This is a genomic window from Metabacillus sp. 113a (assembly GCF_050107635.1).
In the GTDB taxonomy this organism is placed as follows: domain Bacteria; phylum Bacillota; class Bacilli; order Bacillales; family Bacillaceae; genus Metabacillus_B.
In genome coordinates this window covers 169,058-190,285 of the sequence record NZ_JBNILJ010000001.1, presented here as the reverse complement: position 1 = coordinate 190,285, position 21,228 = coordinate 169,058, and the positions used below count along the sequence as shown (strand labels likewise).

Sequence of the window (21,228 nt, the reverse complement as noted above, 5' to 3'; positions counted from 1 at the left end):
CCCGGAGCGCCTGCCTGGCATTCCGGGTTTTTTTACCGCCTGTTTACCCGAAGGCATTGTTTTTCAATTCTCCTTTCCGGTCCATCTGAAAAATTCATGGATGCTTTTTTCCAGAATGGCAGGCAGCTGTCCGAAAGAATAGGGCAGATAGAGACGCTCTGTCCATTGATGGGCGTCTCGCCCCATAGGACCAATGTTGATGACCGGCAAACTGAGATCTTTTATTTCCTTAGCCGGAAGGGAGTAGCCTCTTCCATACACGGGCATGCTTCCAGTCAATTTTTCCAGAGATTCTTCTGTATCATTCAGCTGCAGGAAGCTCAGATCAGAGAGGCCTTGAAAATACACCTGGCGTTTTAAATTGATGCCGTGGTCCTCTTTGGCCAAATTTGAGACATAATCAGCTATATGGGTAATCATTGGATCTTCGTTTGATGAAACTGCCGGATAAAATGGCGGTCCGTAGAAAAGGACAATCATGGGGGACTGCTCCTTGCACAGCCCGGCCAATTCAGCAACAATGCGGATGGCTTGCTGACGGCTGTCCAATTCACCGGCTGCGGCTGTCTCTAAATTCGCAATTCTTCGCTCGACCTCCTGGAGCCCTGCTTTTTCAACTGCATGCCTGAACAGTTCATCATAGCTGACAGTTTTAACAGAGAAAGGTTCCGGCTTGTAGTGTACTTTTTCCGAAAACACACGCGCTCTCTCCATATAGTGCTCTTCGATCTCTTTAGCGGCTGCCTCAGCTGAAGCCATAAGCATCTGATGCAGCTTTTCAAGCGGCCGCCGCATCGTCAGCACATTAAACAGCGCGACAGAAATGTGCGGGATTTGAACGGAGTATTCCTCCTTCAGATCCTTTTGCATAAGACTTGTGGGCGGAGGGGTCGTTTCCCCCTCTAATGTCTCACAAAAATCGGTGTTCAACTCAAGCTGTTCACTGATTTTTGACACCATCAGATTGGCGTTTAATCCGGAAAAAGGCTCTCCTACATGGGTTTCCTTTCCATAGCAAAGAAACCCTGCGAGTACTTTTCCTATTGAACCTGTATATAAGTAATAATCTGGATCATTCGGGTATTTCGTAAACATGGGCTCAGAATTAATACAGGCTGTGTAGTCGAGAGAATGTTGCTTTTTCAGTTCGTTCAAAGCATGAACGGCCTCAAGCATTCCTTCTGAATTGACCTCTTCGTCCGGCACGGTAAGAAGCAGCAGGTTTCCTTTGAACTCTCCGTTCATTGCCTTTTCAAGAACCCCCATCTGAACCGCCAGACCAGCCTTCATATCCATCGTTCCTCTGCCGAAAAGCCAATCACCGCTTGCTAAATCCTGCTGAACCGCATCAGGAAGCCATTCCTGCTTTTCCTTTAACGTATCTGTCAGCTCATACGGCCTGAAAGCGAGGTGGCGAAGCTCCCCGTAATCAATAACATCCACCGTGTCAAAGTGGCTGAGCAATACAAGCGTATGATTGGATGACCCTTTTACAAGAGCTGATAAAAAACGCCTGCCGTCTTTAAGAGGATGAAGAGTTAAAAAATCTGGATTACGGGTGAAATATTCCGTCTGATTCAGCAAATACTGAACATATTCCGGAAACGAAGCTTCTCCAGGGGTACCGGTTACACTATCGTATTCCACTAATTTTGCCAGCAGTTCGGTCAGCTGTTCTTTTGATTGCCATAATGATTTCATGCAGTCCCCTCCAATCCCCATTTGAATCCATTGTATAGAAATCCCCGAATCTTTCAATACACTGCAGAAGAAAATCTTCCAGAGGGCAGATTGGGTGACTTGCTGATTGTACGCTGGTATACTTTTTTTGAATTTATTTAACGGAGGCGAAAATCTTGAATCGAAAATTATTCGAGCCATATAGAATAAAAAATGTAGAGCTGAAGAACCGGATTGTGATGTCTCCAATGTGCATGTATTCTTCCATGAATGAAGATGGCAAACTTGAAAGCTTTCACCGGACTCACTATGTAAGCAGAGCGGCCGGACAAACCGGACTGATCATGCTCGAAGCATCAGCCGTAACTCCTCAGGGCCGAATTTCTCCAAATGATTTAGGAATTTGGAGCGATGACCATATAGCAGATCTTAAAAGCCTTGTAAAGGAAATCAAAAGCTACGGATCTGCGGCTGCCATCCAGCTTGCCCATGCAGGCCGGAAAGCGGTCCTGAAAGAAGAGATCACAGCACCGACCGCTCTCGCTTTTAATGAAAATTCAAAAAAACCAGTCGCTATGACAAAAGAAAAAATCAGCGAAACCATTCAGGCTTTTCGTGAAGGAGCACGCCGTTCGAAAGAAGCAGGCTTTGATATTATCGAGCTGCACGGCGCTCACGGCTATTTGATCAATCAATTTTTATCTCCGCTTTCCAACCATCGGGATGATGAGTATGGCGGGTCTGCTGAAAACCGCTACCGCTTTTTAAGAGAAGTGATTGAAACGGTAAAAGAAGTCTGGACAGGGCCGATATTTGTACGGATTTCAGCGACGGATTATCATCCGGACGGCTTAACCCCGGATGATCATGTTGAGTTCGCAAAATGGATGCGGGAGCAGGGAGTTGACCTGATTGATGTAAGCTCCGGAGCACTTGTACCGGCGGATATTCCTGTTTATCCCGGCTATCAGGTCCCTTTCGCAGACAAAATCCGCAGCGAAGCAGGCATTCCGACAGGTGCGGTCGGGATGATCACACACGGATTACAGGCTGAAGAAATTCTTAGAAGCGAGCGTGCTGATTTGATTTTTGTAGCCCGCGAGCTTCTCCGGGATCCATATTGGCCGCGAACTGCAGCGAAGCAGCTGGGAACGTCTATTGAGCCACCGGTGCAATATGAGCGGGGCTGGAAATAACGAGGAGCCATCCCGTTGAACAAGGGGCAAACGATACGGCATAACTGCAAGGCTAATTAACCTGCAAACAGGCTTGGAGAACAATCTCCAAGCCTGTTTTCGATTCTGCTTAAATAAGCTTTCGGTTCAAGAAAGGGGGCACAGCTGCCCCTTGGTCTTCGTGATACAGGTTTATTTGCGATTTGTACAGCCTATCTTCGATTTTTCAGTTTTAAGGGCGATTCTCAATTGTATCGCCGACTTCCTGCATCCATGATCATTCCGGCGGCAATTTTCCCCTTCAGGCGGCATAGGCAATTCAGCAACCATTTTTCCAGTCGATCTATTTACCTGACAGCACCTCTGCGTGTACATCCTGAAGAGCAGGGCTTGTTTGTTAACCTGTAAGAGCTAATTGGCAAAAAGGGCGCTCCATGTTTTCGGGCCGACTATTCCATCCGAAGACAGCCCCTTCATCTGCTGAAACGTCCTGACTGCCCTCTCTGTTTTCGAGCCAAAAACCCCGTCTTCCGCTAATTTGAACTTGTGCATGTTCAACTGCTTTTGAACCTGCTGGACGAGAACTCCCTTGGAGCCTTTTTTTATTAGCTCTCCGGGATATGGATTGACGGCAGAAGGCGGCGGCGGGGACTCGCTCATCCGGTCATATTTGGAAAGACCGTTTCTTTCGATGATGCCGATCAGTTTATTGGCATAGTTTGGATCACTTGCATACCCTGCCTGCTGAAGCGCAGCACAGGCTTTTTTATAGTCCGTTTCGGCAAAGATCGGCGCGTATCTAGTCCCTCTTTTATAAAATTCGACCAAATCTTTAAATGACTCATACCAGGACGGATAGCGCTTAAAGGATGAAGAAACCACACGTTCTTCTCCTTCTATATATTCAATCGTTCTCACAACGAGGGACTGACCTTTATAAGAGCCTTTAATACCAAATAAGTTAAAGGCGGTTTTGGCTAAATAGCTTTCGCCCCAGCCGGTTTCCAAAATTGATTGGGCAAGGAGCACAGAGGCAGCAATGTTTTCTTCTTTTTGCACTTTCAGTACATAAGGAAGCACGAGGTCGATAAAGTTTTCCACAAACGGTTCTCCTTTCAGAATAAAAAAAGATACTACATCATAAGCACATTTGCGGAAATGGTATGGATACTTGTACGGGGAAATCAAAAAGAGGCCATGCCCTTTTTATGGCAAGCCTCTTACTTAGAATTATTTGGTTTCTCTGTGCAGCGTGACGCGTTTTAATCTCGGGCAGTACTTTTTCATTTCAATTCTGTCCGGATTGTTTCGCTTGTTTTTCGTTGTGATATAATTTCTGTCGCCCGATTCAGTGCAGGCCAGCGTAATGTTTACTCGCATGATAGTCCCTCCAGTGTTCAAATATATAAAACGTAATAATTACGATTTATTTATATTCTACCTGCAAGTCGAGAGACTGTCAATCATGTTTGCCCCGCATAATGGCTTTTTTAAGTAACAGATCATCAGATTTCAATTCTCAATAAATCCTCAGCAAGCCGCGTATCCGGAAAGACTTTCTGAGCTTCATTCAGAAGCATGTCCACTTGCTCTCCCTGATACCTCGCGCTAATGTGCGTCAAAATGAGCTGCTTCACTCTATTTTCCCTGGCAAGCTCTGCTGCCTGAATCGTAGTGGAGTGGTAGTATTCATAGGCGAGCCTTTCATCGTCCCCGCTGAAAGTGGCCTCATGAATGAGAACATCTGCATCTTCAGCGAGGGCTGTGAGCTGAGGGCAGCTTCTTGTGTCTCCTGCGATCGCTATTACCCTTCCTTTCTTGGGAGCTCCCAAATAATCAGCTCCGCGAATAAGGGTGCCGTCCTCGAGTTTAATCGTGCCGCCTTCCTTAAGGGCCTGGTAAGCAGGGCCTGGTTTAATTCCCGCTGCCATTAGGCGATCTGCCATGAGCGTGCCTGGTTTATCTTTTTCAATAATTCTGTAGCCGTAGCTTGACAGCCCGTGCTCAAGCAGGATGGCTTCAACAATAAACTGGCCGTCTTCGAAAACTGTTCCCCCTTCTCCTTCGATCACTTCAATCGGGTAGCGGAGATTGGTTTGGCTGTGGGAAAGTGCAGCCTTTACAAATTGAGCAATTCCCTTAGGTCCATAAATTTTTAGCGGATCCTCTCCACCTTGAAAGGACCGGCTGCCAAGAAGACCCGGAAGGCCAAATATGTGATCCCCGTGCATATGGGTTATGAAGATTTTTTCGATTTTGCGGGGCTTTAACGTCGTGTGCAGGATTTGATGCTGGGTCCCTTCTCCGCAGTCAAACAGCCACACCGTTCCCCGCTCTTCCAGCAGCTCCAGTGCGGTGGAAGAGACATTTCTCTGCTTGGACGGTACGCCTGCACCTGTTCCTAAGAATAATACGTTCACCGTGTAATCCTCCTATTTGTAATGCTCTCTTCTTAGAATACATGAAAAAAAGAAGCATGCACAACCGGCTATGCATGCTCCTCTTCTTTATTCCTGCATTTTCAGCACTTCCTGCAGGGAGACCCGCTTCAGTTTTCTCTTCGAAAACTGAAGCGAAATCCAATAGGTCAGCAGGATGATTGCAAGACTGCCTGCAATCATGAAGGGACTCGCTGCCACCGGCAGAGCAAATCCAGCTGAATCGGCCGCGGACTTCATAATAGAATCAATCGACAGGACCGCTGCCGGCACTCCAAGGGCATAACCAAGCACGACAACAGGTATATAGATGTCCAGGAGCATCGAGGATATCTCTTTATCCTCATACCCCATCACTTTTAATAGCGAAATGGTTTGAGCGCTTTCGTCCACCATGAGACCGGTGATAAGGCTGATCATGATAAAGCCAATGATGAACGCAAATATACTGATAATCCCTGCTGAATATTGAGTGGGACCAAGCAGGGTTTCAAAGCTTTTCTGCGACATCTGCTTATCATCGATCCTCAAAATGGATTTATCCTTCTCATCCGGCGCTTTCATCGTCCATTCGCCGGTGTAGGAGGATCCCGGAAGACCCATTATCTGATTAGCATCGGCTTTGTTCATATAAATGGATTCTCCAATGTACAATTCTGCAACACCGGCAACAGAATACGTGATGTTTTCTGAAGCCCCCTCCGGTGAAAATGTCAATTTATCCCCGGGCTTTGCATCAAGGGACATAGCGAGTGCTTTGGAAAGGATAATTCCATCTTCAAGGCTTGTGTTAAGCTTCACTCCCGCTTCATCCTCAAGGTTCATCCGTTCGCTCTCCGGTTCCATCCCAACTATCTGAATCGGCTTGCCATTGATTTTTTCACCGTTTACTGCCTCTGCATCAGCTCCAAAAAGGGAAAAGTTTTCTTTAGAGGGCTGGTCTGACTGCGGAGCCGCATAGTACACGGTGTAGTTAAAGCGGTATGCTTCCTGATAGGTTTTGCCGATAAGATCAGAAGCTGAGTTCATCATGAGAAACCCATAGGATACAAGGATAGCTGAAGACATAATGCCCAATAGCATAATGACAGCCTTTGAAGGGTTTCGTGTAAGCATCTTGAAACGGAATCTCGTTTTAAACGGTGCTTTCTTGAGGGTGATCCGCCCCCTTGCTTTTTTGGTGCCTGAAAAAGGCTTGAGCAGAGTCAGCGGTCTGGCAGACACGGTCTTCCAAATGGTCCAAAATCCGCCTGCGCTCAATAGGAAAACCGGCAGCACACAAGCAAGAACAAATTGGACAGGACCCAGCCGGACAGCCTCCAAAATCGGCAAATTAAAATATTCCGTGTAATAGCCGGTAAGCGGCACAGCAAGCGCCCACCCTGCCGCTCCTCCTGCTGCTGTTCCAGCGAGTCCGGCCAGGACCGGGAACAGCATATAAGCACCGGCTACTTCTCTGCGGTAATATCCTAACGCCATCAGAGTACCTATTTGTTTACGCTGAAGCTCCAGCCTTCTTTTTACGACAAGCATGACCATTGCCATCGCCAGAATAAGAATAAATACCGGAACCACCCCGGTTATGGATGCTGCAGACTCCATCTTTGATTCCAAAAACGCAATCCTCGGGTTTTCATCTCGGGTCAGCCACTTTATAAGCGGAGCTTCAGCGGTGATGGCTTTCTTCAGCTGTTTTTCATTTAACGGTTCTTCGCCGTATACCGCAGTGTAATAGATTGGAGGGCTTGAGGACTGAGCAGAAATTGCCTCCTCAGAAACAATTGCAGCACCAAAAGATTCAGGATCCTGAATGATATCCGACTCTGATTTCAAAGGGTAAATATAATCTGGAAGAAAAACGGTGCCGGTGACGTGATAACTGGTGCCACCCGCTTCAACAATATCACCAGGCTTAATGGAATGCGCATCAGCAAATTGCTTGGCAAGAGCAATTTCCTCATCCGTCTTGGGAAGGTCTCCTTCTGCGGCGTACGGACGGTTTATAGACCGGGTCAATGAAAGAAGCCGTAATGTCACGCCCTCCTTAACCTGAATGTCCAAATAGCTCCGCTTATTCACTTCTATCTTATAGGTTTGTTCCAGTTTCTTTACCGCTTCCGCACTCAAAGGTTCGGCTGTCTGAAATTGCAGATCCTCCTGATTGTACTCCTCCTGAAAACGGGCTGCGCTCTCAGAAACGGCCGTCATTGAGGCAGAAAGCATGACATATAGCATAATCGCCAGGGCTGCCAGTGCAACCGTACCTGCCAGCTCCAAAGCGCTGCTTTTCAAGGTTCTCCAAACATTTTTAATTAGTTTCATACCCATTTTACCTTTTCGGCTGCAATCGGCTGATCGTTTTGAGTGATATCGGCAATCTTCCCGCTTTTCATCTTAATGACCTTATCTGCCATGTCAGCAATACCGGGGTTATGGGTGATGATAAAAACGGTAGTCCCGTACTTTTGATTGATTTCCTGCAGCAAACCAAGAATCTTTTTGCCGGTTCCTTCATCCAGAGCTCCTGTCGGTTCATCGCAGAACAGCAGCTTTGGATTTTTCACGAGAGCCCTTGCAATTGCGGTTCTCTGCTGCTCCCCCCCGCTCAGCTGATGAGGAAGCTTGTTTCTCTTATCCAGCATCCCCGTACGCTCCAGGATCTCATCTATAGATAACGGGTTTTTGCTGATTTCTTTTCCGATTTCTACATTTTCCTCAACCGTAAGAGCAGGGAGAAGGTTATAGGACTGAAAAATAAAACCCGCCATTTCTCTGCGGTAAGAGGTCAGCTGCTTCTCATTCAGCGTATGGAGGTTAAAGACACCCGCCATGACTTCCCCGCTGTCAGACGTGTCAATTCCTCCCGCAACATTTAATAGAGTTGATTTTCCGGAGCCTGAAGGCCCCAATATGACTGCAAGCTCACCCTCCTGGACCTCTAAAGAGACGTTCTGAAGCGCAAACACGGTATGATCCCCTGAGATATAGGTTTTCTGAACATTTTTAAAGACGATACTCATGTGTAACCCCCCTAATTTATGAACTATTTGGATGTTTTTATTTCAATATGTATTATACTCCTTCAAGGAAATTTATGAAATGATTTAATATATATATTTCATATTTTTATAAATAAATCTTTTATGGAAAAAAAAGGTGAAACAAGATCAGGATTAATGTTTTTTCCCAGGGTGTCTATACTAATGAAAGGAAACCTGGCTCAAATGTTTGCTTTAACCGGAATGAAGCTTTAAAATTAAGAATCTGTACGGGACCTTTTTTTAGAGCATCTGCATGCTTATTCGGAATCGTGACAAAGCCAAAGAACTGGCACTTGACTATATGAAAAGTGAGGTCTTTAACGTGAATACAGAATTTAACCCAAAAGCCGTAATTGTTATTTTTGGAGCGACGGGCGACCTGGCTAAGCGCAAACTTTATCCTTCCATCTACCGTCTTTTAAAAAGCGGCCGGATCGGCAATGAATTCGCCGTGGTCGGAGTTGGCCGGAGACCATGGTCGAATGAAGAATTCCGCCAGAATGTTAATGCCTCCATTGAGAGCAATGTTCCGGAGCATGAAGGCATGGAGGAATTTCTTACTCATTTTCACTACCATCCTTTCGACGTAACCAACCCGGGGTCCTACACAGAATTAAAAGGACTGCTTGAAAAACTTGATCATACATACGATATACCGGGCAACCGGATGTTCTATATGGCCATGGCGCCTGAATTTTTCGGCACTATTGCCATGAACCTGAAAAACGAAGGGCTCACCTCCACTGAGGGATGGAGCCGTCTTGTTATAGAAAAACCATTCGGAACCGACCTTCCGAGTGCCCAAAAGCTGAACAATGAAATCCGCGCCGCTTTTTCCGAAGATCAGATTTACCGCATCGATCACTACCTTGGGAAGGCCATGGTCCAGAATATCGAAGTAATCCGGTTCGCGAATGCTATTTTTGAACCGCTTTGGAACAACCGCTATATCGCCAATATTCAGATTACATCCAGCGAATGGCTTGGAGTAGAAGACCGCGGACGTTATTATGAGTCCTCCGGTGCTCTTAAGGATATGGTGCAGAACCATATTCTTCAGATGGTTGCATTATTGGCAATGGAACCGCCGATCAAATTGACCGATGAAGAGATCCGCAGCGAAAAGGTAAAGGTTCTTCGCGCTCTTCGTCCGCTGAACGAAAATGAAGTATCTGACTACTTTGTACGCGGCCAATATGGAAAAGGCAGCATCCGGAACGAAAATGTACCAGGCTACCGAGAGGAAAGCAATGTCGATCCGAATTCAAATACCGAAACCTTTGTTGCAGGAAAACTGACGATTGATAATTTCCGCTGGGCAGGAACGCCGATTTATATCCGGACTGGGAAACGCATGCCGGCTAAATCAACAAAGATTGTCGTCCAGTTTAAAGATATTCCAATGAATCTCTACTATAACAATGGAGACAGCATGCACCCGAATCTTCTCGTTATCAACATTCAGCCGGACGAGGGCATCACGCTGCATCTAAATGCGAAGAAAACGGGCGACGGATCTTACGCCCGTCCAATCAAGCTTGATTACTGCAACAATTGCATCGACGGCATTAATACTCCGGAAGCTTATGAAAAACTGTTTGATGACTGCCTGCATGGGGACGCGACCAACTTTACCCATTGGGATGAAGTCGCTTTGACTTGGAGCTATGTCGATACAATCGCCAAAGCCTGGTCAAAGGTGGCAGCAGAATTCCCGAATTACGCATCCGGCACAATGGGGCCTGACGCATCGGACGAACTGCTTGCCAAAGACGGCTTCCACTGGTGGCCTGTTACCGATACCGAATAATCCAGATTCAGCGCCCTGTTCTGCAGGGCGTTTTATCCAATACTAAAGGGGGAACCTGCACGATGAAAATGTATGACGTTTCGGCACCGATTTTTGAAGGGATGCCGGTTTACAAAAACAAGGAAGAAAAGCAGCCTGTGTTAAACACAGCCACAAATGGCTACGTAACAGAAACGCGGATCGCCATGGACCTCCATACCGGCACCCATGTCGACTCCCCTCTTCACATGATTGTTGAAGGAGAGACAATGGAATCCATTTCTCTTAACGATTTAGTAGGAGAAGCAAAAGTGTTCGACCTTACAGGGGCAGAAGACCGGATCCGCAAAGAGGACATTGAACACCTTGATATAAAAAAGGGAGACTTTGTCCTGTTCAAAACAAAAAACTCCCTTGAAGACGAGTTCAATTTTGATTTTATTTTTGTAGCTGAATGTGCAGCCAGGCACTTAGCGGAAACAGGCGTAAGAGGGGTTGGAATCGACGCATTAGGTGTCGAGCGCAGCCAGGAAGGCCATCCTACACACAAAACACTTTTCAAGCATGAAGTGATTATTATCGAGGGACTTCGTTTAAAAGAAGTCCCCGAGGGCAGTTACTTTATGGTGGCAGCTCCGCTTAAAATTTTAGGGAAAGACGCAGCACCTGCAAGAATCATGCTGTTTGAAGGTTTGAAGGCGGAATAAGAGAGAGGGTGCCGGTTTTTAATCGGCACCTTCTTTTTTCAGGTTCTTGCTCACGTGTTCTTCCGCGCTAAATTAAAGTCTGCTTGGATGTGATAGAACGGTCTGGCATTAAGCAGATTTATAAGCGATGCATAATGGTGCTCAATGGATTTTCACTTTCCGGGGTTCATCAGATCCATTCAGCTTTTACGGTCCGCACAAGACTCGTGCGCCTCCGGTCCCTGTTGCGGTAAAGCGCCGGGGGCGGGAGGAAGTGACTTCTTATCCTTACTCCCCCAACTCCTTTGATGCCATGGGGACGCAGGAAAACCAGCAGACATAATCAGGGTCGGAGGCAGCCTCCGACCCCTTTTTGCGGCTATATCGGGGACGGAGAGAAGACTCTCTCATCCCTTGCCCTGCATGGTGTCAGACAGGAAGGGGACAGAGGTTAATGCTTTAGCTCAGTGAAGGCCGGAGGCAAAGCTGCGCTTTCCGCTTCCAGCCCTAAAATAAAAAAAGTGCTCAGAGCCTCTCTGAACACTTTTTTATTAACGCTAAAGCTTACCCTTTTCCTGCCTGAAAGCTTGGATAGTTTGACATCCCTCCATCGATATAAAGCGTCGTACCTGTCACGTAGCTTGCCTCTTTAGAAGCGAGCCAAACTGCAGCGGCTGCTACTTCCTCCGGCTCACCGATCTTGCCGAGAGGAATCATTTTCAGCACTTCCTCTTTCGCAGCGGGATCGCTGAATTTTTCTTTATTAATCGGTGTATTGATGGCTCCTGGAGCGAGACAGTTCACACGGATCCCATGTGGTGCAAATTCGAGTGCCAAGGTTTCGCTCAGCATTTTAATTCCGCCTTTGGATGCAGCATAATGAGCAAAATGCGGCCAGGGAATGATCTGGTGCACGGAAGACATATTGATAATGCTTCCCTTGATATTGTTTTCAAGCATGTAGTCAATGGCTTCCCTGCAGCCCACAAAGATTCCTGTAAGGTTCGTGGATATCACTTTATTCCAATCCTCAATGGATAAGTCTTCTGTTGGAACTTCGTTTTGGATGCCCGCATTATTAACCAGAACATCCAAAGTTCCGTAGGTGTCAATGGCAAATTGGATGATTTTCTTAACATCCTCTTCCTTTGACACATCTCCCTGGACCTTGACTGCTTCTCCGCCTGCTTCCTTAATTTCGCCGATCAGTTCATCTGATTTGCCTTCGCTTTTGTAATAGTTAATGACCACTTTGGCCTTTTCTTCGCCAAACCGTTTGGCAATGGCACGTCCAAGACCTGAGCTTGCTCCGGTTACTACGACCACTTTTCCTTCTAAATCTTTAAACATAGCTCTTCAGCTCCATTCTTTAGCTTTTCGTGTATCCAAGCAATACGCCGCCCGCGATAATAAGCAGACAGCCAATGATGACAAAGACAATCTGTTTTTTTGTTGATTTTTCTTTAAGCAGGAAAAGTCCTCCCAATGTAGAGATGACGATTCCGGTTTGAGAAAGAGAGAAGCTTGTGGCTACTCCGATCAGCGGGAGGGAAAGAAGAAGTCCGAGGTTACCTGCTGACCACCATACACCTGTCAGGATGTTCCGGACTGCGTACTTATTAAATGGCTTGCTTTTAAACGTGAGGACAAGCGCCCCCGCCACCATTCCAATTCCCTGCGGAAGGATTGCAGCCCACCCGTCGATATTAAACTGACGGATGATAACGACATATCCAATATAGCCAAGTGAAGAAATCAGCAGGATGAGAAGCCCCCGTTTTAAGTGCTTTTTGTCTTCTTCATCCTCTGCTTTTTGTCCGACCGAAGTCAGAATCACTCCGGCAATGATGGAGGCTACGGCGATTGATCCAAGAACAATCGCTGTTTGGGTATCCCACTCTTTGAAAATCAGCACTCCAAAAAGGGTCGTGCCCATCAGCTGAAGCCCTGTTGAAATCGGTACCGTCTTTGCAACCCCTATGTATTTCACACTGGATAGCTGTCCGAATTGGCCGATGGCCCACATGATACCGGAGACAATCCCGATTCCCCATGCCAGACCTGAAATGTCAGGGAAGGTAATAAAATATGTAACGATAGCGAAAATCAAGGCCCCGACTGTAATGCCAAGTGTCTGGCTTTTTGCGTCTCCGCCAAGCTTTACACTGATTAATACTAAACTGCCCCATGTTATTGCCGGGATTAATGCCAATAAAATTCCTGCCATGCTCATCGACTCCTATTATGACGAAACTGTGTTGGTTAATTGTGCTTTTTTATAATTCCTCAATTCGTGAATTGGTAAACATACTAGACAGCTTAGACTGGCGTTGATGTTAGTTTGCTGCAATCGCCTGCTTTTATGTTCAGAGTTTTCCCGAGTATAATTGAAAAAAAGGGCTGGCTATAAAAGCCAGTCCCATGATTATTATTTGCTCATCCAGTCTGTATGGAAGACCCCTTCTTTATCAATGCGCTGATACGTATGCGCACCGAAATAGTCGCGCTGTGCCTGAATAAGATTGGCAGGAAGGACTTCTGTGCGGTAGCTGTCAAAGTAAGCAAGTGCACTTGAGAATCCAGGCACGGCTACTCCGCGCTCAATCGCCACAGCAAGAGTTTTTCTCAGAGATACTTGATACGTTTCAACAATCTCTTTGAAGTAAGGATCAAGCATCAGGTTGGAGAGATTGGCATCCCGGTCGAACGCTTCCTTGATCTGCTGAAGGAATGCGGCGCGGATGATGCATCCTCCTCTGAAAATCATGGCAATTTCGCCATACTTCAGGTCCCAGCCATATTCTTCTGAAGCAGCTTTCATTTGGGCGAAGCCTTGGGCATAGGAGCAGATTTTACTCATAAACAACGCCTGGCGGACTGCCTCAATCAGCTCTTCTTTATCTCCGCTGTATTCCCCTGCTTCAGGTCCGGATAGGACACGGCTCGCTTTAACACGTTCTTCTTTCATGGCAGAGATAAAGCGTGAGAATACAGATTCTGTAATGATAGGCAGTGGAACACCCAAGTCCAGAGCATTGCTGCTCGTCCATTTTCCGGTTCCTTTTTGGCCGGCAGTGTCAAGAATCACATCTACCAGCGGTTTACCGGTATCGTCATCTTTCTTTGTGAAGATGTCTGCAGTGATTTCGATCAGATAGCTGTCAAGCTCTCCCTTGTTCCACTCCGCAAACACTTCATGAAACTCTTCTGCTGATAGTCCAAGTACGTTTTTTAACAGGAAATAGGCTTCTGAAATCAGCTGCATATCGCCATACTCGATTCCGTTATGAACCATTTTAACATAGTGCCCTGCCCCATCGGGACCAATGTAGGTTGTACAAGCTTCTCCATCTACTTTGGCTGAAATGGCTTCAAGAATCGGTTTTACGAGATCATGAGCTTCTTTTTGTCCTCCAGGCATGATGGAAGGTCCTTTAAGAGCTCCCTCTTCACCGCCGGAAACCCCGGTGCCGATGAAATGGATTCCGCTCTCAGCAAGCTCGGTATTTCTGCGCTGTGTATCCTTGAAAAACGTGTTGCCACCGTCAATGAGAATATCGCCTTTGTCTAAATAAGGAAGAAGGGTTTCAATGGTAGCATCCGTCGCAGGACCTGCTTTTACCATAAGGAGAATCTTTCTGGGAGTTTCCAGCGACTGTACAAACTCCTCTATGCTGTATGTACCTGTTACCTTTTTGCCTTCGGATTCTTTGACAAAATCCTCTGTCTTTTCTGAAGAACGGTTATAAACGGAAACGGAATATCCGCGGCTTTCAATGTTTAATGCAAGGTTTTTGCCCATTACGGCAAGACCGATGACTCCTATTTGCTGTTTTGACATGTCAAAACGTCCTTTCCTGTGCGATTGGTTCATTACATTCATGAAAATATCATACTTTCTCTAAAGCTTTCAAGCAAAGCGGCCTGGGAGGAGAAAAAGGGCGGGGGGAACAAATTTCCTATTGGTCTCTCAGGAAGTCCTTATTAAAGCTTGTCCCACTTGTGTTTTCTTCTTTAAAGCTGCCTTTCATCCCTCGCTTGATGGTGTTCTGTCCAAATTTTCCATTGATCTGATCAAGCACGTTCCATAAAGGCTCCTCTTTTGCATCTTCTTCATAAGAAAATAGGTCAAGCTGTTTCACTGCTTCTTCTTTATCCAGAAGATCCATTCCGGTTATGCCGAGGAGGCGTATGGGATCACCCGACCAGTGCTTGTAAAATATCCTTTTCGCTTCCTTTTCAATGTCATCTGCAGCGGAAACCGGATTTTTCAGCTTTGCTGTTCTTGTATAGGTCTGACGGTTCCCGTAGCGGATCATCACTGATAATCTGGAAGCAAGGACATTCTTCCTGTTCATTCTCCTGCTGACGGATTCTGAAAGCGCTATAATCAGTTTGTCCAGTTCCCTTGGGTTTGATGAATCCTTCGGCAATGTAGAAGAATTGCCAATGCTTTTAAAATCATAGATCGATTCAGGATCCACCGGGCGGTCATCGATGCCGGCTGCTCTTTTTTTTAGTCTTCCCCCATTAATCCCGAGCAGCTCCTTCAGTATTCCTTCCTCTGTCTGAACAAGATCATACACGGTTTTGATTCCGATGCTGTTCAGCTTTTCTGCCGTCTTTTCACCAATTCCATGCATCGCACCTACCGGAAGCGGCCATAAGTGCTGATCAAGCTCTCTCTTGCGGAGCACCGTTATACCAAGAGGCTTTTTCATATTGGACGCCATTTTCGCTAAAAATTTGTTTGGGGCAATGCCGATGCTTGATGGCAGCATCAGCTCCTCCAGAAGCCGGGCCTGCAATTCTTCTGCCATTTTAACAGGATTTCGACCGCGGGCTTGGTCTGTGATGTCCATGTATCCTTCATCAATACTGACCGGCTCTACAAGTGGAGTATATTCCCTAAGCACCTCGAACATCGCTTTTGAAGACTGGCGGTAACGGTCAAAATTAGGTTTTCTTACAATCAGACCCGGACACAGCCTTTTTGCCTGCCATAGCTGCATCGTTGTTTTCACTCCGTATTTTCTTGCTTCGTAGGAGCATGTCACAATGATTCCTTTCCGTTCCTCTGCGTTTCCGGCGATCGCAACAGGCTTTCCTCTCAGCTCAGGGTCATAGGCCATTTCAACTGATGCATAAAAACTATTCATATCGATGTGAAAAATAATCCTGTTTTTTTTCACTTCCGCTTGCATTCCGTTCACTTCCCCTATTAAGGTCCTTCTTTTATTTTATCACAGACACGATTCTTTCATTAATTGCGAAACTTATAAGGAATAAAAAAGGAACAGAGAGGGAAAACTAGAATATTGACTGGTAAAGAAACTTTGACCGGAGGAATCCATGTGAAAGGCTTCATCTTATCCTGCTCCATACTAAGCACACTTTTATTATTTGGATGCAGCATGCCAAGCAAACCGGCTCCATATGGAGAAGAGGCGGCAATGTTTGCCCGGAAATTATCCGCACAGGCAGAGAACACTTCTACCCTGTTCATAGATGCAGCTGAGAGCGAGACAGCGAGAATGGAGCTCGAAACCATTCTGATCAGCATGAAGCAGCAAATCGAAGAATTTAATAAGATGAGAGCACCCGAGCAGCTGATGGCACACCGTCAGGAGCTGGTCAGCAAAAACCGCCGGGCACTCAGCAGTATCGACGAATACTTAACAGCGATTGAAAACGACGCGTATACAGAAGATATGAAAAGCAATACGGATTTGTCAAAACAAATCGAAGGAATACAAAGTATGGCCGGGGAGATAAACCGTTCTGAGGAGAAAAAATAAAAGCATCCACTTAAAGGGAATGCTTCAGGGTGAAGGCTTGGAGCCTGTCTGCCGGAATTGGCATCTTTGTCGTATGCTGCCGAAAAATCGATATATGCCTCATTTCGGTCGATAAAATCAAAAAATAGCCGATATATTGGAGAAATAGCCGATATCCAGCAGAAATAGCCGATATAAGTAAAAAATAGCCGATATAAGTGAAAAGCTGCGATCATCACGTCTTAAATACACGAAATAAATGGCTTGGACCAGTAATCGACGCTTAATTCCATGAAAAAAACCCCTGTGGCGCTGTAAAAGAGAGCCATAGTATCCGCCAGACAAAAAAGCCTCTAATCATGTTCAAAGCCTTCAGTTTATAAACAAAAGGCATCCCGATGTCTCTATCCGGATGCCTTTTTGTGTATTTTTAAGTATTTTTTCGCTTTACAGACCTTTCCCTTGGATGCTATTATGCCATTTTTCCAGATACCCGCGTCCAAGTTGCCATCTTCTTTAAGTTCATGGCAGCAAAAGTAAGCATCGCTTGCACTCTCAATGTTGTCCATCGCATACCATGCTTTTCTTTCGCATCAGCAAAAATCCGTTTAATGGTTTCTTTTCGTTTTGCATAGATGCTTTTATTCTCGTCTGTATGACGAAGATGTTCGACTTCCTCAAGAAGCATCCTCTTAAAGGGATGCTTTTTCTTCATTTCTTACATTTTCCAATTCTGCCTTAATATCATCCAATCCTTCCAGTGTCCCGATAAACGAGTCCGGATTAACAATCGTAATCAGTCTGTTTTCTTCCATGGCAATAGAGGAGAACCATTTAGAAGAATCTCCCGCCCCGATCGGCAGCGGCTTTAACGTGTTCTCTTCCAGTTCAAGGATTTCCTTTGCTTCTCCTACTAAAAGACCCGCTGTAAATTCTTCAGCCTGGACCGTAATGACCTTCGCCTCGTCCAGGTCCGTTATTTCTTTTTTTGTAAATAAATAAGCTACATCCATAATCGGAACAAGTTCATCTCTGATTGGCATTATGCCTTTCACGAAGTCGGGAAGGTTCGGAATCGGTTTTAAATCCTGTACCTTTTCTATGGAGACGACATAGTCAATCGGGATTCCAAAATCTTCATTCTGAATTTGAAAAATAACGGCTTTCATTATCGGGTAGCTCCTTCCAAAGTTCGTCCTTCCTTATCATACTATGGATCTGTTTTTTGGAAAAGCTTTCCGCTGAAACTAAATTTCTCTTCGGTTGAGGCTAAAAGATAGGGGGAATTTTTAAAAAATTACCCGGCGACCGCATACCTCCAGCCATCTCCATGGCTAAAGGCTGGCAGAGCAAAAAACAAGTAAGCTCTGAAGTAAAGAAAAGCAGTGACTCCAACCATCCGGAGTTCACTGCTTTCCATCGTTTATTTTGCCGCTTCTTTAATGACTGCTACAACCATTTCAGCCGTCTTAACCAATTCTTCAACCGGCATTTTTTCATTAGTTGTATGAATATCTTCATATCCGACAGCAAGATTTACGGTCGGAATCCCGTTTCCTGCAATAACATTGGCATCACTGCCGCCACCGCTTGTGAGCAATCGGCTTTCCCGGCCAATTGCCGCCGCCGCACGCTTTGCCACTTCAACGACATGGTCGCCTTCGCCGAATTTAAATCCTGGGTACATTACCTGGATCTCAACCTCAGCCTCTCCGCCAAGCTCTTTTGCTGCTTCTTCAAATGCAGCTTTCATTTTTTCGGTCTGTGCTTCCATTTTTTCAGGAACTAAGGACCTTGCTTCTGCAAGAATATCAACATGGTCGCACACAATGTTTGTCTGTGTGCCTCCTTCGAAGCGTCCGATGTTGGCTGTTGTCTCCTTATCAAGACGGCCAAGCGGCATTTTAGAGATTGCTTTTGCTGCAATCGTAATAGCGGAAACCCCTTTTTCAGGAGCAACCCCTGCATGAGCGGTTTTGCCCTTGATGGTGGCCTTCACTTTCGCCTGAGTCGGAGCTGCGACGATGATGTCCCCTACTTTGCCGTCACTGTCCAAAGCATAGCCATACTTAGCCGTCATCCATTCAGGATCCAGAGCTTTTGCACCGACCAGCCCGGACTCCTCACCTGCCGTTATCACAAATTCGATTTTTCCGTGCCCGATGTTTTTTTCCTTTAGAATACGGATCGCCTCAAGCATGGCAGCAAGACCTGCTTTGTCATCCGCACCAAGAATTGTCGTTCCATCGGTTACAATATAGCCGTCTTTAATGGAAGGCTTAATGTTTTTTCCCGGCACTACGGTATCCATATGAGAAGTAAAGTAAATCGGATCCGCCCCTTCTTTTGTTCCTTCAAGGGTGCAAATCAAATTTCCTGCTCCATGACCTGTCTTTCCGGCCGTATCGTCTTCCTTAACTTTCAAGCCAAGACTTGAAAATTTTTCCTTTAAAACACTGGAAATCTCTGCTTCGAATTTTGTTTCAGAATCTACTTTTACCAGTTCCAGAAATTCGTCGACGAGTCTTTGTTCGTTTACCATAAGGTTCCCTCCGTTTTCTGCTCAGTTAAAGCGGAATATTCCCATGCTTTTTATAGGGACGCGTTACATTTTTCCCTGAAAGCATATCCAGGGCCTGTATCAGTTTGATTCTTGTTTCGCGCGGATCGATGACATCATCGACCATACCCTGGCTTGCCGCTACATAAGGATTGGCAAATTTTTCGCGGTATTCTTCGATTTTCCTGGCTCTTTCCGCCTCCGGGTCATCACTGTTCTGGATATCCCTGGCGAAAATAATGTTCGCAGCCCCTTGAGGCCCCATCACAGCAATTTCTGCATTCGGCCAAGCATAGACCAGATCTGCCCCGATGGATTTGCTGTTCAGTGCGACGTAGGCTCCTCCGTAGGCTTTCCTTAAAATAACCGTTATTTTCGGAACGACCGCTTCTGAATAGGCATACAGTATTTTTGCCCCGTGGCGGATGATCCCGCCATGCTCCTGTTTTACGCCGGGGAAGAATCCCGTAACATCCTCAAAGGTAATCAGAGGGATGTTAAAGGAATCACAAAAACGGATAAACCGTGCAGCTTTGTCGGAGGAGTCGATGTCAAGCCCTCCAGCCATATATTTAGGCTGATTGCATACTAGCCCGACTGTTTTGCCTTTGATTCTTGCAAAACCGACGACCATATTTTTAGCAAACCCTTCATGAACCTCCATAAACGAATCAGGATCCATTATGGAATGAATCACCGTTCTCACATCATAGGGTCTGATCGCATCAAATGGGATCAGATCCGTCAGATCAGGGCGGTAATCGCTTCCTTCCGGTTCCTGCCCGCCAGGCGGCTTTTCCTCATTATTCTGAGGAAGATAGCTTAAAAGATGCCGTACCTTACCCAAAACGGCTTCTTCCGTTTCTCCGGAAAAGTGAGCATTTCCGCTGACTGTATTATGTACGTGCGCCCCTCCGAGATCTTCAGAGCTGATTTTTTCACCGGTTACCGTTTCGATGACCTTCGGACCTGTAATAAACATTTGGCTTGTTTTCTCGACCATAAAAACAAAGTCTGTAATCGCAGGAGAATATACAGCACCGCCGGCACAAGGTCCCAATACGACAGATATCTGCGGGATCACCCCGGAATATATGCTGTTCCTGTAGAAAATGTGTCCGTAACCATCTAAGGATACCACACCCTCCTGAATTCTCGCACCTCCGGAGTCGTTCAGGCCAATGAATGGTGTTTTATTCTGAGCTGCCAAATCCATAACAGCTGCAATTTTTTTGGCATGCATTTCCCCCAGGGCTCCTCCAAATACCGTGAAATCCTGGGAAAATAAATAAACCGGCCTTCCATGGACCTTTGCATAACCCGTCACTACGCCATCGCCCGGCCCTTTTTTCCCCTGCAGCCCAAAATCATTGCAGCGATGCTCGATAAACGCATTCAGCTCCACAAATGTGCCTTCATCCACAAAAAGATCAATTCTCTCCCTTGCCGTAAGCTTGCCTTTTTCATGCTGCTTTTCAATTTTATCGTCCCCGCCGCCTCTCTCAATTTCACGCCGGCGGTCATATAATTCGTTAATTTTGTCGTAAATATCCATACTCATCTGCGATCCATCCCCTTTTTTTCGCATAGCTCTGTCAGCGTTCCCCCGGTTGATTTAGGATGAAGAAAAGCGATATGAGCTCCTCCTGCACCGAGTCGGGGCTGATGATCAATCATGGAAACCCCCTGGTGTTTCAGTTCTTCAATCCGCTCTTCAATGCTTTCAACTTTATACGCTATATGGTGAATGCCCTCACCCCGTTTTTCCAAAAACCTTGCTACCGGGCTGTCAGCTGAAGTCGGTTCGAGCAGTTCAACCTTAATATTCCCCGCATCCAGAAAGGCCACTTTTACGAGCTGAGAAGCCACTTCCTCTTCTCCCAAAACCTTCATGCCAAGAGTTTTCGCGTAAAATGGCACAGAATCCTTGATTGATTTTACTGCAATCCCTATGTGATCTACTTTGTTCATCACGCTCCATCTCCCCCATTCTGTAAACGGATACACTCATACATTCTCCAAAATCCGCCGCAATTCCTTCTTATTCGAGTGATTCTCTTAACAGAACTGTTGATGGAACAT

The 21,228-nt window shown here is 46.0% G+C and carries 18 protein-coding genes and 1 pseudogene; 4 read left to right on the top strand and 15 right to left on the bottom strand.

All coding sequences use genetic code 11. The features are described from left to right. Nucleotides 1-63: 63 nt before the first annotated feature. Nucleotides 64-1,701 (bottom strand): M20/M25/M40 family metallo-hydrolase, encoded by a 1,638-nt coding sequence (locus tag ACQCVE_RS00985; RefSeq protein ID WP_426843884.1) that lies wholly within the window; start codon nt 1,699-1,701, stop codon nt 64-66. 155 nt (nt 1,702-1,856) lie between these two features. On the opposite strand from ACQCVE_RS00985, the gene namA reads away from it, so the two are divergent. Further along, nucleotides 1,857-2,876, top strand: a complete 1,020-nt coding sequence (gene namA, locus ACQCVE_RS00980; RefSeq protein WP_426861303.1) for an NADPH dehydrogenase NamA — start codon at nt 1,857-1,859, stop codon at nt 2,874-2,876. Between the two features lie 390 nt (nt 2,877-3,266). Here the strand turns inward: namA and ACQCVE_RS00975 are convergent, their stop codons facing one another. The 5 genes from ACQCVE_RS00975 to ACQCVE_RS00955 all read right to left on the bottom strand — a co-directional run bounded on the left by ACQCVE_RS00975 (nt 3,267) and on the right by ACQCVE_RS00955 (nt 8,313). Then, on the bottom strand, nt 3,267-3,956 hold the full coding sequence (locus ACQCVE_RS00975) for a glucosaminidase domain-containing protein (RefSeq protein ID WP_426843882.1): 690 nt from the start codon (nt 3,954-3,956) through the stop codon (nt 3,267-3,269). A 129-nt stretch (nt 3,957-4,085) separates the two neighbouring features. After that, a complete protein-coding gene (gene rpmG / locus ACQCVE_RS00970; RefSeq protein WP_426843881.1) occupies nt 4,086-4,235 on the bottom strand; it encodes a 50S ribosomal protein L33 in 150 nt (49 codons plus the stop codon). Between the two features lie 125 nt (nt 4,236-4,360). After that, entirely contained in the window at nt 4,361-5,275 is a 915-nt protein-coding gene (gene rnz, locus ACQCVE_RS00965; protein ID WP_426861301.1) for a ribonuclease Z, read from the bottom strand. An 87-nt stretch (nt 5,276-5,362) separates the two neighbouring features. Then, the gene (locus tag ACQCVE_RS00960; RefSeq protein ID WP_426843879.1) at nt 5,363-7,615 is read right to left on the bottom strand and encodes an FtsX-like permease family protein; all 2,253 of its coding nucleotides are present in this window, start codon (nt 7,613-7,615) and stop codon (nt 5,363-5,365) included. Then, nucleotides 7,612-8,313, bottom strand: coding sequence for an ABC transporter ATP-binding protein (locus tag ACQCVE_RS00955; RefSeq protein WP_426861299.1), 702 nt, complete (start codon nt 8,311-8,313; stop codon nt 7,612-7,614). The genes ACQCVE_RS00960 and ACQCVE_RS00955 overlap by 4 nt, the downstream gene beginning before the upstream one ends. Nucleotides 8,314-8,635: 322 nt before the next feature. Here ACQCVE_RS00955 and zwf point away from each other — a divergent pair, with 322 nt between their 5' ends. Together zwf and ACQCVE_RS00945 are read left to right on the top strand one after the other, a co-directional pair. Then, nucleotides 8,636-10,144 carry a glucose-6-phosphate dehydrogenase gene (zwf, locus tag ACQCVE_RS00950; protein WP_426844240.1) on the top strand — a complete coding sequence of 503 codons (1,509 nt, stop codon included), beginning with the start codon at nt 8,636-8,638 and terminating at the stop codon, nt 10,142-10,144. Nucleotides 10,145-10,206: 62 nt separating this feature from the next. After that, nucleotides 10,207-10,830, top strand: coding sequence for a cyclase family protein (locus ACQCVE_RS00945; protein WP_426843877.1), 624 nt, complete (start codon nt 10,207-10,209; stop codon nt 10,828-10,830). 543 nt (nt 10,831-11,373) lie between these two features. Here ACQCVE_RS00945 and ACQCVE_RS00940 read toward each other — a convergent pair. From ACQCVE_RS00940 to ACQCVE_RS00925, 4 genes are all read right to left on the bottom strand, one after another. Continuing rightward, nucleotides 11,374-12,159, bottom strand: coding sequence for a glucose-1-dehydrogenase (locus ACQCVE_RS00940; protein ID WP_426843876.1), 786 nt, complete (start codon nt 12,157-12,159; stop codon nt 11,374-11,376). A gap of 19 nt (nt 12,160-12,178) precedes the next feature. Continuing rightward, on the bottom strand, nt 12,179-13,036 hold the full coding sequence (locus ACQCVE_RS00935; RefSeq protein WP_426843875.1) for a GRP family sugar transporter: 858 nt from the start codon (nt 13,034-13,036) through the stop codon (nt 12,179-12,181). A 201-nt stretch (nt 13,037-13,237) separates the two neighbouring features. Further along, a complete protein-coding gene (gene gndA, locus ACQCVE_RS00930; RefSeq protein WP_426843874.1) occupies nt 13,238-14,650 on the bottom strand; it encodes an NADP-dependent phosphogluconate dehydrogenase in 1,413 nt (470 codons plus the stop codon). Between the two features lie 118 nt (nt 14,651-14,768). Then, entirely contained in the window at nt 14,769-16,013 is a 1,245-nt protein-coding gene (locus tag ACQCVE_RS00925; RefSeq protein WP_426843873.1) for a DNA polymerase IV, read from the bottom strand. Nucleotides 16,014-16,163: 150 nt separating this feature from the next. Here ACQCVE_RS00925 and ACQCVE_RS00920 point away from each other — a divergent pair, with 150 nt between their 5' ends. After that, on the top strand, nt 16,164-16,607 hold the full coding sequence (locus ACQCVE_RS00920; protein WP_426861298.1) for a DUF6376 family protein: 444 nt from the start codon (nt 16,164-16,166) through the stop codon (nt 16,605-16,607). A gap of 451 nt (nt 16,608-17,058) precedes the next feature. Here ACQCVE_RS00920 and ACQCVE_RS00915 read toward each other — a convergent pair. From ACQCVE_RS00915 to mce, 5 genes and pseudogenes are all read right to left on the bottom strand, one after another. Next, a pseudogene (locus tag ACQCVE_RS00915) lies at nt 17,059-17,268 on the bottom strand (transposase); the annotation flags it as partial. Nucleotides 17,269-17,278: 10 nt separating this feature from the next. After that, complete coding sequence (locus tag ACQCVE_RS00910; protein WP_426861296.1) at nt 17,279-17,755, bottom strand: chemotaxis protein CheW; 477 nt, start codon at nt 17,753-17,755, stop codon at nt 17,279-17,281. A 254-nt stretch (nt 17,756-18,009) separates the two neighbouring features. Then, entirely contained in the window at nt 18,010-19,128 is a 1,119-nt protein-coding gene (locus ACQCVE_RS00905; protein WP_426843870.1) for a tripeptidase T, read from the bottom strand. Between the two features lie 25 nt (nt 19,129-19,153). Beyond that, the gene (locus ACQCVE_RS00900; protein ID WP_426844239.1) at nt 19,154-20,701 is read right to left on the bottom strand and encodes an acyl-CoA carboxylase subunit beta; all 1,548 of its coding nucleotides are present in this window, start codon (nt 20,699-20,701) and stop codon (nt 19,154-19,156) included. A gap of 2 nt (nt 20,702-20,703) precedes the next feature. Next, the gene (mce, locus tag ACQCVE_RS00895) at nt 20,704-21,117 is read right to left on the bottom strand and encodes a methylmalonyl-CoA epimerase (RefSeq protein ID WP_426843869.1); all 414 of its coding nucleotides are present in this window, start codon (nt 21,115-21,117) and stop codon (nt 20,704-20,706) included. Nucleotides 21,118-21,228 lie beyond the last annotated feature (111 nt).

Excerpts from the sequence above, each read along its gene's own strand:
- ACQCVE_RS00985 (WP_426843884.1), bottom strand. The coding sequence starts at position 1,701 with ATGAAATCATTATGGCAATCAAAAGAACAGCTGACCGAACTGCTGGCA.
- rpmG (WP_426843881.1), bottom strand. The coding sequence starts at position 4,235 with ATGCGAGTAAACATTACGCTGGCCTGCACTGAATCGGGCGACAGAAAT.
- ACQCVE_RS00960 (WP_426843879.1), bottom strand. The coding sequence starts at position 7,615 with ATGAAACTAATTAAAAATGTTTGGAGAACCTTGAAAAGCAGCGCTTTG.
- ACQCVE_RS00955 (WP_426861299.1), bottom strand. The coding sequence starts at position 8,313 with ATGAGTATCGTCTTTAAAAATGTTCAGAAAACCTATATCTCAGGGGAT.
- zwf (WP_426844240.1), top strand. The coding sequence starts at position 8,636 with ATGAAAAGTGAGGTCTTTAACGTGAATACAGAATTTAACCCAAAAGCC.
- ACQCVE_RS00945 (WP_426843877.1), top strand. The coding sequence starts at position 10,207 with ATGAAAATGTATGACGTTTCGGCACCGATTTTTGAAGGGATGCCGGTT.
- ACQCVE_RS00940 (WP_426843876.1), bottom strand. The coding sequence starts at position 12,159 with ATGTTTAAAGATTTAGAAGGAAAAGTGGTCGTAGTAACCGGAGCAAGC.
- ACQCVE_RS00935 (WP_426843875.1), bottom strand. The coding sequence starts at position 13,036 with ATGGCAGGAATTTTATTGGCATTAATCCCGGCAATAACATGGGGCAGT.
- gndA (WP_426843874.1), bottom strand. The coding sequence starts at position 14,650 with ATGTCAAAACAGCAAATAGGAGTCATCGGTCTTGCCGTAATGGGCAAA.
- ACQCVE_RS00925 (WP_426843873.1), bottom strand. The coding sequence starts at position 16,013 with ATGCAAGCGGAAGTGAAAAAAAACAGGATTATTTTTCACATCGATATG.
- ACQCVE_RS00910 (WP_426861296.1), bottom strand. The coding sequence starts at position 17,755 with ATGAAAGCCGTTATTTTTCAAATTCAGAATGAAGATTTTGGAATCCCG.
- ACQCVE_RS00905 (WP_426843870.1), bottom strand. The coding sequence starts at position 19,128 with ATGGTAAACGAACAAAGACTCGTCGACGAATTTCTGGAACTGGTAAAA.
- ACQCVE_RS00900 (WP_426844239.1), bottom strand. The coding sequence starts at position 20,701 with ATGGATATTTACGACAAAATTAACGAATTATATGACCGCCGGCGTGAA.
- mce (WP_426843869.1), bottom strand. The coding sequence starts at position 21,117 with ATGAACAAAGTAGATCACATAGGGATTGCAGTAAAATCAATCAAGGAT.